This is a genomic window from Agrobacterium vitis (genome assembly GCF_013426735.1).
Classification (GTDB): domain Bacteria; phylum Pseudomonadota; class Alphaproteobacteria; order Rhizobiales; family Rhizobiaceae; genus Allorhizobium; species Allorhizobium vitis_D.
Genome location: NZ_AP023272.1, coordinates 463,754 through 475,347, shown reverse-complemented (window position 1 = coordinate 475,347; position 11,594 = coordinate 463,754). Strand labels below are relative to the sequence as shown.

The window sequence follows — 11,594 nt, the reverse complement described above, 5'->3', positions numbered from 1 at the left end:
GGAAATTTAGCGATGCCGGATCATATCATGGAGCCAGTTCGATCAGCGAACTTGAATTCATGGTCAATCTAGGTAAATTCTCTAAAAAAATGCAGATTTTCAGGAGATATGATGGCCAAAATTGAATTTGAAAGTGAGATCGACCAATTCGATATGAAAATTGTCGAGGCTCTCTCGCAGGATGGCCGGATGTCGATTACCGACTTGTCCGAACGGGTCGGACTATCGAAAACACCTTGCCAGGTGCGGCTGAAACGGCTGATGGACGAGGGCTATATTCTCGGCTTCCGCGCCGTGCTGGATGCCCGCAAATTCGGCCTCGACCACATCGCCTTCGCCGAGGTGAAGCTGTCCGACACCCGTGAAACGGCATTGACGGAATTCAACACGGCGGTCCGCAAGATCAGGGAAGTGGAGGAATGTCATATGATCGCCGGCGCCTTCGACTATCTGTTGAAGGTGCGCACCGGCGATATCCGTCGCTACCGGCAGGTTCTGGGTGAGAAGATCTCCAGCCTGCCGCATGTGGCGAGCACATCGACCTTCGTCGTCATGCAGGCGGTCAAGGAATATGGGCGGTAAAACGGTTTTGTCTTGCCGACCTTGCCCGTCAGTGCACGGTGCCGGGCTGCTGATGGCTGTCATCGAGAATGCGGTAGACTTCGTAAAGGGCCTTGACGAGAACATCGGTGAGCGAGTCGATTTCCTGGCTCAGAACCAGAGCCGCCAGATTGGAGGTTTCGATGGTCGCTTCTGGTTCAAAATCGTCAGACATAGGCCTATCCTGTTTCCCCGGGATCATCCCGGCTTTCCGTTGGCGGCGACCAACGTCATCATGACGCGAAAAGACGCCGCAACACTGTCATTTTCCGCAGAGTTCGACCGGGTCAGCCAAGGCTGGCAGTCAAACTGCCGGATCAAAGCCCGAAACCCGAGCCGGATCTCCAAGCTCTCCCTGATAACCCTAGAAGCCGTCGCTTGCGTGGAACTGGATCGTCTCCTTTTCTCTGATGAGCCGCTGTCTCGGCAACCATCGGTCTTTTCTTGCGACTCAAATCACGTCACAAAGGGTGATGTTTACCCTTCCCGGCCTACACAGCTATGAACAGGAGATCAAGAAGAGCCGGTTTCGCGCCATCGCTTTTCCGATCTCCCATGAAAATGACGTCCGCCCTCTTCTGGAAGGCCAATCCGATGCTAGCGCCAACCACAATTGCTGGGCATGGCGGCTGGGGCAGACCTATCGCTTCAACGACGATGGTGAGCCTTCCGGCACTGCCGGAAAACCGATCCTGCAAGCCATTGATGGCCAGACGCTGGATGGCGTGCTGGTCATCGTCACCCGATGGTTCGGTGGCATTCTTCTGGGCAGCGGCGGCCTGATACGGGCCTATGGCGGCACGGCGGCGCAATGCCTGCGGCAAGCCGAAAAGGTGGAAATCATCATACGGGCGACAAGGACCATCCGCGTCGGCTTTTCGGATCTGGCATTGGTCAAGGCCCGGCTTTCCCCTGTCGCAGATCTGCTTGTCATCCAGGAAAGTTTTACCGATACCGGTGCCGAACTGACCCTCGCCATCCCGGAGGAACGGCTGGACGCGACCCTCGGCATGATCGTTGACGTGAGTGCCGGACGGGTTCAGGTGCTCAAGGACGAGATTGGCGCGCAGTGACGCGGCACACTGTCAACGGCGGCTATACCACCAATATAAAACCGGACGCACCAGCGAGCCGAAGCGAGCGAGCAGCAGGAGCGTCATCCCGAAGACAATGTCGCGGCGACCTTTTTGTAGCTGGCGAACGATGCGTGCCGCCACAGCATCTGCATTCCAGGGCTTAACGGTCCCCATAACGCGCTGTGCCTGGGGCGAGCGCAAGGGTAATTCTGCGGCAAGTTGCGGTGTATCGGTATCGGGCGGAAAACAGATCGCCACCCTCAGCTTGGTGCCAAACGCTTCCATGCGCAGCGAATCGGCCAGCCCGACCAGTGCCGCCTTGGAGGCGCAATAGGGACCATAGCCATGCAGACCAATGAATGCGGCCCCGGAAGAAACCAACAGCATGGTGCCGCCCCGCGCTGTCATCCCCGCCCACAGTGCTTTAACGGCATGGATCGTTCCCATGACATTGACGTCAAGTTGCTGGCGCGCATCCGCCACGTCCATGGCATCCATGCTGGCCGGATGAACAATACCAGCACAGGTCATCAGCAAATCGCAGGGTCCGAAACTATCCTCAGCAGCCAATAAGGCAGCCGACAGAGCCTGATAATCCGTTACATCCGCAGCATGAAGTCCAATATGTGAAAAACAGGCTTCCGGCAGCTGGCTGCGAGCCGTCTCAAGCCGCACCAGCGAGCGAGCAACAAGACTGACCTTTGACCCGGCCAACAGATAGGCTTTCGCCAAGGCCAGCCCGATCCCGCTCGATCCGCCGGTAATGATCACATGACGCGGCGAATTGCGGCTGTTCACGCTCTTGTCCTTCAGCGCTGCGCCAATTGCAGCATGACCTTCTGGACATCCATCGAGCCCATGCCGAAATTCTCGGCCTTCAGCCGATCCAGAATGTCCGCCACCTTGTCCACGCTGCGGGTAATCTGGTCGGGCGTGTGGGCGCTGGTGATGAAGAACCGCAGACGTGCCAGACCTTCCGGTACTGCGGGATAGATGATCGGCAGCGCATTGATGCCTGCCTCGAACAATTCATTGGAAAGCTGCACAGCGCGCACCGAATCGGCAACGATCACAGGCACCACCGAGAAACCTTCGCTCAGACCGGTATCCAGCCCCCGTAGCTTGGCTTGCTCCAGGAAAAGCTGGCTGTTGCGACGCAAAGCCTCTACCCGGTCCGGCTCCTCGTCCAGCACCGACAGGCTGGCGATGGCCGCAGCCGCCAGCGCTGGTGCCAAGCCGACACTATAAACGAAACCACCGGCCTGCGCCTTCAACAGCGTGATCAGCGCTTCACTGCCGGCAACATAGCCGCCGCAGCTACAGGTGGTTTTCGACAGCGTCCCCATCCAGATATCGACATCGGCTGGATCGAGATTGAAATGTTCGAAAATGCCGTGGCCACGCTGTCCAAGTACGCCCAGAGAATGGGCCTCGTCCATCATCAGCCAGAAATTATACTGCTTTTTCAATGCAAGAAGGCCCGGCAGATCGGCAACGTCTCCATCCATGGAGAAAATGCCCTCGGAGATCACCAGGATTCGTTCATGCAAGGGGGCGAGGCTCGCAAGAATACGGTCCAGGTCCGCCATGTCATTATGCTTGAAGAAGCGGCGATTGGCACCCGACAGCTTGATGCCCGTCAGGGCGCTGTTGTGAATGAACTCGTCATGGATCACCAGGTCTTTCGGCCCCATCAAGCTGCCGATGGTCGTGACATTGGTGAGATAGCCGCTGACGAAACAGATGGCGTCCTCGGTCTGGTAATTTTTGGCAAAGGCCTTTTCCAGCTCGGCATGGATGGTGCGCTCACCGGCAACAAGCCGGCTGGCGGAGGCCGAGATACCGAACTGGTCGATGGCCGCCATGGCGGCATCGCGAATGCGTGGATCACTGTTCAAGCCGAGATAATCATAGGAGGCAAAATTATCATAGGCGCGCCCGTCGATATCAGCCGTTGCCCCGGAGGCGCTCTCATGCGCCCGGTAAAACGGATTGGGCATGTTCAGTTGCTCGCTGACAAGCTTCTGCATCACCACCTGCTTATATTCAGGCAATTCGGCAAAACCTGGCTGGCTGCGCGACACGCTCTGCTGGCTGCGGCTGGCCCGGCTCCGGTCCACATCCTTTTGTACGCCACGCATACGGGCCAGCAGATCCTGACGCTTGTTCTCATTCATCCGCAGAAAACCCTAGAATTTTAGTCAATCGTCTATCACCTATGCCGAACAGAATGATGTTTATCAACACAAACATGAACAGCAGCGTAACGGACAGCAAAAACTGGGCCAGTTTTACTGGTCCTGCCCGCTGTGGCGACGATGCAGATCGTCCATGATCTTGCTGTCCTCAGGTAGCGCTTCATCCTTGTCGCCTGTCCGTCCGCGCAGGCTGACTTTTTCATAGAGGCGTCGCGTCAGGTCTCCGACAGTGGCGTTGTCGGCAAGGCTGCTGAGGGGAATGTCAAAGCCGGTATTCTGCTCGAAATTCATCCCCAGTTCGACAGCCATCAAACTGTCCAGCCCGATGTCCTTCAGCACGCTGTTCAGCCCGATGCTTTCCTTGGGCACCCGCAGCGTATCGGCAATTTCACCGGCAAGCACCGTAAACAGCACGTCCTGCGCCGCAGCCGGCGCCTTGCCATCAATCAGCGCCACCAGATCGATCTCGCCACCCTCACTGCCACCGGCATGCTGGTTGCTGCGGCGCATAATCAGCGAAAACAAGGGTTCGTTGACCACGGAAAGCGAATGTGCAGCAGCCCAGTCGAATTCGGAAATCATCACCACAGCCGCATCGACGGAACCGGTATCGGCGGCGATATAGCGGGCGACCGTCGCCAGCGCATCGCGGGCATCCAGCGCCGTTTTGCCAATCCGGCGTCCAAGCCGTTCATTGACCTGCGCATTGCGGGCCAGATAACCGGCATCGCCGATTGCTCCGAAGCCGATGGCAAGACCAGGCAGACCATCGGCGCGACGCGCCCGCGCCAAGCCTTCCAGGAAGCCGTTCGCAGCGACATAATTGCCCTGACCGGGATTGCCGACATAGGTGGTGATCGACGAAAACAGAATGAAATTGTCGATCCCGTCCTGCCGGGTCAACCGGTCAAGAAGTACAGCACCCTTGGCCTTGACGTCGATCACCGGCTGGTTTCGCGCCCGCGTCAAATTGGAGATGAAGGCATCGTCCAGCACCATTGCCGCATGGATAACGGTCTTCAACGGCGCAATGGCGCGTAGCTCGGTCAAAAGCGCCGACAAGGCCGCTTCACTGGTCACGTCGCAGCCGCGAATATAGGCCGTCACGCCCTGCTTGGCCCAGCGGTCAACAACGGTCTGTGTCTCCGCATCAACCAGCCCGCGCCGCGTCGATAAAGCGATATGGCGCGCGCCCTGCTCTACCAGCCAATCGGCGGCGGCAAGGCCGAAACCGCCGATACCGCCGACCACCAGATGCATGCCATCCGCATCAACCACCATCCGGCGCGCAGACTTTACCGCCACGCGGTCACGACCCGCAACCGGCGGCAGCACGACGATCTTGCCGATATGGCCAGCATTCTGCATCAGGCGGAAGGCATCGCCGATCTCGTCATGTTCAAAGGCGCGGAACGGCAGCGGCGTGAACACGCCCTGCTCGAACAGGCCGCCGATCTCGGCCAGCATGCGGCGAGACAGATCGGGATGCAGGACCAGCAATTGGTCGGCATCGATGCCGAAATAGCTGACATTGCGACGGAATGGCCGCAGACCGATCTTGCTGTCGGCGTAATAATCGCGCTTGCCAAGCTCAAGGAAACGCCCGAACGGCTTGACCAGCGACAGGGATTTTTCCATCGCCTCGCCAAACAGCGAGTTCAACACCAGATCGACACCTTTACCACCGGTCACGTCAAGCACATCGCCGACAAAACCGAGCGAGCGGCTGTCGAACACATGATCCGCCCCCAGCGTTTCCAGGAAGCGCCGCTTTTCTTCTGTGCCAGCCGTGGCAATGATCTTGGCGCCGAAATGCCGGGCGACCTGCAAAGCCGCAAGCCCGACGCCGCCAGCGGCACCGTGAATAAGGATGGTTTCGCCCGGACGTACCCGCCCAAGCTCATGGATGGCATAATAGGCGGTCAGGAAGACCACCGGAATGGTCGCCGCCGAAACCGGGTCCACGCCATCCGGCAACTTGGCCACACCAGCCCGCTCAACCTTGACATGGGTGCCGAAAGCCGCAGCAGCGATCGCCATCACCTTGTCACCGAGGGCAAGATCGCTCACCTTGGCACCGACAGCGACCACTTCACCGGCAAATTCCATGCCGATGGAAGCCCCGGCAAAGCCGTCCTCAAGCGCCTCTTCCGGCAGCAGACCCATGGCCCACATCACGTCGCGGAAATTCAAGCCTGTCGCTGCGGTCTTCACCAGCACTTCGGTGGGGCCGATGACTGGGACCGGGCAGCTTTCCCAGCGGATGCTGGCGACCTGCGACGGCACCTGCTGGCGAATGACCGCTGCCTCAAAAGCATCGGTACGCTGCGCCGTCAGCGGGGCCGGACCAGGCACGGCACGAATCTCGGCCATCCGCCCGGTTTCCGGCTCCACCAGCCATTCGCGGTTGTCGCCCTTGGCGGCCAGCAGGCGCATGCCCCAGTCCAGCATGATTTCCAGCGTATTGCTGGAGGGTCCGGTATCGACGACCTGCATGTCGAACAGGTCGAACTCATTGCGCAATACGCGGGCAAAGGCCCAGAGACCTGCATTGACAGGCCCCGCATGACTGGAGCGGGTCAAGTCCTTGCCGGTAAAGCCGGTGACGGGCGCACCGCCGGGCAGAACCAGAGTGACCGGAAGCGTCCTCGCAGCATCAGACGCTGATGCCGCAACATCGCCAAGCGCCATGGCCAGCGCGCTAAGAGCGCCGACCCTGTCCTGCAACAGCAGCGATCCATCCGCAGCCGCATCGGTATCCGGCATCAGCCAGACCATTCCGCCCAAGGCTGATCCAGCCTTGCCCAGTGCGTCGGCCAGCATCGAGCGGTCCGTTTCAAAGCTGCCTGACAGACACAGCAAAGACACCTGGGAACCACCAAGCGCTCTTGCTGCCGCCGAAAGTCGGGCAAGATCCGCAGTTTTTTCATGAACGATGATCACCGGCCCGCTGGCAACAACCTCGTCCACCGACCCACCGTCCTGACGCGTCGCATCATATGGCTCAGCCACGTCAGCCCGGCCCTGGGCTTCCGCCACGATAAGGCTACCGCCATCCACCTGCACTTGCCGGGCATGGGCCGCAGCAAAACCGGCCTGTTGCAGGGATTTCATCCAGTCTTCGCTACCGCCAAATCGGCCGAGCGGAAATTCCTCCGAAACCGTCCTGTCGAACCAGCCATCCAGCAGACCGAAGGCGAAATCATGCAATAGGCCGGGCGCTGGTTGCACGGCGATAAGGCGACGGGCCGAGGCCAACGCGCCATGGCTGAGCCGTGCCAGCATTTCACCATCCAGCAAGCGGCAAAGATCGGCATGGGCGCTGGCAATTAGATCGACCGGCGCTTTCAGCAGAGAAAGTTGGTCCAATCCCTTTGCGTCCACGACAGTGACGCGCGGATCAGCCTCGAAAGACAGTTCCAGATTACGGCGCAGGCCTGCCTCAGGCTCGTAAATCACCATATTGCCGCCAGCCGCACGAACCAGATCGGCGAGCTTGCGGCTAAGGTGAAGCGAGCTGGCGCCAAGCTCGACCACCAGCGGCGGCGCATCGGCATCCAAGGTCGAGAGACAGTCGATCACAGCCTTCAACAACACCCTATGACTCTCGGTGGCGAGCGTGGAATGAACGGCGAAATGGTCCAGCGTCGCTTCGCTGATCACCCCGTCCCAATCCAAACCCTCGTCCACAACACCTGCAGGCTGATTGAGCGCTGCATTAACGGCTGTCAGCACGTCATTGATCATCACCAGTTCAACGGTGCGTTCCGGGAAATCCCGATAGAGTTCCCGGATCAGCTCGAAAGCGGGCGGAAGATCGCTGCCATCTTCAAGCGTCCAGCTGCCATCCGCATACTGGGCAAAGCCGCTATCGGTCAGACTGTGCAGGGCATTGGTCAGGAACCGCCGCAACCGCACATCGCCCGGCAGATCGACCAGCGACACGCGCCGATCTTGACCGGCAAGGCACTCGGCCAGCGCATAGAAGGCGCTGAGCACGCAGGCCTGGATCAGCACCGTGGCATTGTCCAGCTCACGTTCCTGACATGCGAAAACATCACCCAACGGTGCAACCAGGGCCGCACCCTGATCTTTCACCAGGGGTAGCGCGATGGTTTCATAATGATAGGCAAGTCCGTCAAGCGTCTTGTGCTGCTTCAGATAGGTGCGTCGGAACCGGCTATCGCTCAAGCTGGCGATCCGCTCGCCCGTCTCACTATAGAGATGAAAATTGGCCTTGATCGAGCTGTCGCTGATCCGTTCGATCTCGATCACCGCCCGATGGACCGGGCGACCGAGAACCCATGTGCGGACACGTCCGAAACGCACGGGAATATAAGGCGCACCACCCTGCTCGCCGCTGAAGCGGCCAAACAGCGCCACCAACCCGTGGAACATCGCATCAACCGACATCGGGTTGAGATTATAGCGCAGCAACGGGTGACCCGGCGCGGCTGCCGGCTTCAGGAACACTTCGACAAGCCGCTCGCCATGGCAGATCGCCTTTTCCAGCAATTGGAAGCGCGGCCCATAATCCAGGCCGAAATTGCGCGCCGTCCGATAGGCGGCAGATTTATCCAGCTCTGATGTCGGGCTGGACAGGTCGAAATCCACGGCATCGTCCAGTTCGGAGGCCGTGAGCTTGCGAACCCGGGCAACCGCATTCACCGTCCAGTCGTCATCGCTCAGCCGCTCGCGCGAGCGGATCTGAACATCGCCGGTCGCGGCGGAAATCAGCGTGGAAAGTTCGACGATCCGGCTGTCGCTCAATTCCAGCGGTCGCATGATCTCGACATTGCTGATCTCAAGCTGGTCGGAGCCGAAATGCGCCTGCGCCGCCGAAATGGCAATTTCCACAAAACCGCTGCCCGGCAAAATGGCCCGGCCATCGACCACATGTTCGGCCAGATCCGGAAACAGGTGCGCGTCGAGATGGTTTTTCCAATGCCCGCCATTCAAATCGACCCGCCAGCCGCTCAACCGATAGGCCGTCTGGCCGAACCGGCCATAGAGATCGACGCGGTCACTGGTCGGCTCCGGTCGCAGATCGGCCCGCTCGAAAGGCACGCCCGGCAGGACGATATCGGCGCGGCGCGGACCGAAGACCTTGGCCTCATCCACCTTGGCGCCGCTGGCGACAGCACGCGCCAAAGCCCGCGCCACCGGATCGACCGTCTCATCCAGAGCCTCACGGCTAAGGCTGGCACTGACGGCAACCGTCGAAGACACATGCTGCGCCGTTTCCGACACATAGCCGCCAAGGATCGCACGCGGAGAAATTTCAACGAACACGGTGCAACCAAGCGCGATGGCCGCTTCCGTCGCCCCTTGGAACTGCACCGGCTGGCGGACATTCTTCCACCAGTAATCCGAAGTCAGTGCGGTGCCCTCCAGTTGCTCACCCGTCACCGTGGAGATGAATGGAAGGGTGGTCTGGCGCGGGGTAATCAGCGGCGGATCGGCGGAAAAGGCAGCCTTCGCCTTATCGATCAGCGGATGATGGAAGGGATAGTCAATGTCCAGCACCTGGGCTGGCACCCGCTGCTTGCGGGCATGTTCTCTCAGTGCCCGGATCGCGTCTTCACGACCCGAGACGGTCACCGAATTGGGCGCATTGATCGCGGCAATCGTCAGGTCATCAAAGCCAAGCTCGGCCAGCATGGCGCGCGCATCGGCCTCGCCAAGCTTCAGGGCCGCCATCGTGCCTTCACCGGCCAGCACCGCCTGATGCTGCGACCGTTTGGCGATGACACAGACGGCATCCTTCAGCGACAGCGCACCCGATACATAGGCGGCAGCCACTTCACCGACCGAATGACCGTAAACAGCATCCGGCACCAGACCGGCAAGTTGCAGCGCATCCGACAGCGAGGCCTGGATGGCAAACAGCATAGGCTGGGCAAGCCTGGTATCTTTCAATCGGGCTTCCAGATCCGGATCAGTCAAGGCCGCAACGAGGTCAAGGTCCGAATGCGCCGTAAAGAGCGTGGCGATCCGCTCATAGCTCTCGCGGAAGCGGGCGTTTGCCCGGTAGGCATCAAGACCCATGCCCGCCCATTGGGCGCCATTGCCAGAAAACACGAAGGCGAGCTTGCCGTTGCGCGACAAGGCTTCGCCGGTTTCGCCGCCGGTCTTCGCTGTGGCAAGCCGTTCCTGCACTGCCTTGACGATGGCATCCGCGCTGCCACTGGCAACGAAACGGTGCCGGAGCGGCGCACGGTTGGAGGCGGCCGCCGAGATCAGGTCTTCCAGATCACCATCGCTTCCAGCGGCCGCAAAGGCCTTGTCGTAACTGTCCAGCAACGCTTTCAGGCTTTCCTGAGAGTGGGCGCTGGCCATGAACAAGCGACCGGCACCGGCTGGATTAGCCGCGTCTTGCGCCAAACCAGGCACCAAATCAGGTCTCTGCGGATCGGCAATCACCACATGTGCATTGGCGCCGCCAAAGCCAAAGGAGTTGATTCCGGCAAGGCGCGGCGCACCATCGCGTGCCAGTGCAACGGCCTGCGAGGCAACCCGGACATTCAGGCCATCGAAATCAATCGTGTCATTCGGCTCATTGAAATGCAGCGAGGCCGGAAGCAGGTCGTGCTGCAAAGCCATCATCGCCTTCATCACGCCAAGCAGGCCGGATGCGGGTTCGGTATGACCGATATTGGTTTTGATCGAGCCGATCCACACAGGTTCCTTGCGACGCTGGCCGATGACCGTGCCAAGCGACCAGACTTCGGCGGGATCGCCGACCTTGGTGCCGGTGCCATGGCCTTCGATAAAGGCCAGCCGATCCGGGTCGAGACCATTGTCGTCATAGACGGCGCGCAACAGAACGGCCTGCGCCTCGCGCGACGGCAGCGAAATACCGTTGGTGCGCCCGGCTGCATTGGTGCCGCTGGCAACAATAGTCGCGTGGCTGCGGTCGCCTTCGCGCCGGGCCTTATCGCTAGATCGCAGCACCAGCACGGCACCGCCTTCGGCCCGAACATACCCGATACCGTCATTGGCATAGGCCTTGCACAAACCGTCGATCGACAGCATGCGCGCCTGCGCAAAGCCAACGAAAGGCAGCGGATGGACCAGAACGTTGACACCGGCAACAATGGCGGTGTCAACCTCGCCAGACGCAATCGCGCGCACCGCGTGATCGAGTGCGACCAGCGAGGACGAGCAGGCCGTATCGACCGTCATGCTCGGACCATTCAGGCCGAAGACATGAGAGATACGGTTGGAGACGACCGATAGCGTATTGCCGGTCATGAAATGCGGACCGGGACCAGCCGGATCTTCCGCCGCCAGATTGGCATGGTCGAAACTGGAGGCACCGACATAGACCGCGACATTCTGGCCGGACAGACTATTGGCGGGGATATTGGCATCTTCCAGCGCCCGCCAGGTCAACTCCAGCAGGATGCGCTGCTGCGGGTCCATAAAGGCGGCTTCACGCCGTGACATGCCGAACAGGGCGGGATCGAATTGATAGATTCCATCCATCACACCGGCAGCGAAGGTGTAATATTTGCCAGGCGTGCCGATTTCGGGATGCCAGTAGCGCGCAATATCCCAACGATCCCCGGGCAAGGTCGAGACAGTGCATGCGCCGGCACGCAAAAGATCAAACAACTCTTCGGGAGATCTTGCCCCCGGTGCCACGCAGGCACGCCCTATAATCTCTACTGTCATCTATTCGTACGGATCTCAACAGTTTAGCGAGGTCTGATAGCCT

6 protein-coding genes are annotated in these 11,594 nt (G+C 60.0%); 2 read left to right on the top strand and 4 right to left on the bottom strand.

Annotation, left to right across the window (positions count from 1 at the left end; genetic code table 11):
• Window positions 1-111: 111 nt before the first annotated feature.
• On the top strand, window positions 112-582 hold the full coding sequence (locus H1Y61_RS02120; protein ID WP_180573580.1) for an Lrp/AsnC family transcriptional regulator: 471 nt from the start codon (window positions 112-114) through the stop codon (window positions 580-582).
• A 28-nt stretch (window positions 583-610) separates the two neighbouring features.
• On the opposite strand, the gene H1Y61_RS02115 is transcribed toward H1Y61_RS02120, so the two are convergent.
• Complete coding sequence (locus H1Y61_RS02115; protein ID WP_087729479.1) at window positions 611-775, bottom strand: hypothetical protein; 165 nt, start codon at window positions 773-775, stop codon at window positions 611-613.
• A 298-nt stretch (window positions 776-1,073) separates the two neighbouring features.
• Here H1Y61_RS02115 and H1Y61_RS02110 point away from each other — a divergent pair, with 298 nt between their 5' ends.
• On the top strand, window positions 1,074-1,673 hold the full coding sequence (locus H1Y61_RS02110) for an IMPACT family protein (protein ID WP_180573579.1): 600 nt from the start codon (window positions 1,074-1,076) through the stop codon (window positions 1,671-1,673).
• Between the two features lie 12 nt (window positions 1,674-1,685).
• Here H1Y61_RS02110 and H1Y61_RS02105 read toward each other — a convergent pair whose 3' ends face one another.
• The 3 genes from H1Y61_RS02105 to H1Y61_RS02095 form a co-directional block, all read right to left on the bottom strand.
• Window positions 1,686-2,474 (bottom strand): SDR family NAD(P)-dependent oxidoreductase, encoded by a 789-nt coding sequence (locus H1Y61_RS02105; RefSeq protein ID WP_174112083.1) that lies wholly within the window; start codon window positions 2,472-2,474, stop codon window positions 1,686-1,688.
• Window positions 2,475-2,485: 11 nt separating this feature from the next.
• Window positions 2,486-3,853, bottom strand: coding sequence for an aminotransferase class I/II-fold pyridoxal phosphate-dependent enzyme (locus H1Y61_RS02100; RefSeq protein WP_156531697.1), 1,368 nt, complete (start codon window positions 3,851-3,853; stop codon window positions 2,486-2,488).
• Window positions 3,854-3,967: 114 nt separating this feature from the next.
• Window positions 3,968-11,551 carry a type I polyketide synthase gene (locus tag H1Y61_RS02095; RefSeq protein ID WP_180573578.1) on the bottom strand — a complete coding sequence of 2,528 codons (7,584 nt, stop codon included), beginning with the start codon at window positions 11,549-11,551 and terminating at the stop codon, window positions 3,968-3,970.
• Window positions 11,552-11,594 lie beyond the last annotated feature (43 nt).

Bases quoted from the DNA above. Each gene is read 5' to 3' on its own strand.
- H1Y61_RS02100 (WP_156531697.1), bottom strand. From the start codon at position 3,853: ATGAATGAGAACAAGCGTCAGGATCTGCTGGCCCGTATGCGTGGCGTA.
- H1Y61_RS02115 (WP_087729479.1), bottom strand. From the start codon at position 775: ATGTCTGACGATTTTGAACCAGAAGCGACCATCGAAACCTCCAATCTG.
- H1Y61_RS02120 (WP_180573580.1), top strand. From the start codon at position 112: ATGGCCAAAATTGAATTTGAAAGTGAGATCGACCAATTCGATATGAAA.
- H1Y61_RS02095 (WP_180573578.1), bottom strand. From the start codon at position 11,551: ATGACAGTAGAGATTATAGGGCGTGCCTGCGTGGCACCGGGGGCAAGA.
- H1Y61_RS02110 (WP_180573579.1), top strand. From the start codon at position 1,074: ATGTTTACCCTTCCCGGCCTACACAGCTATGAACAGGAGATCAAGAAG.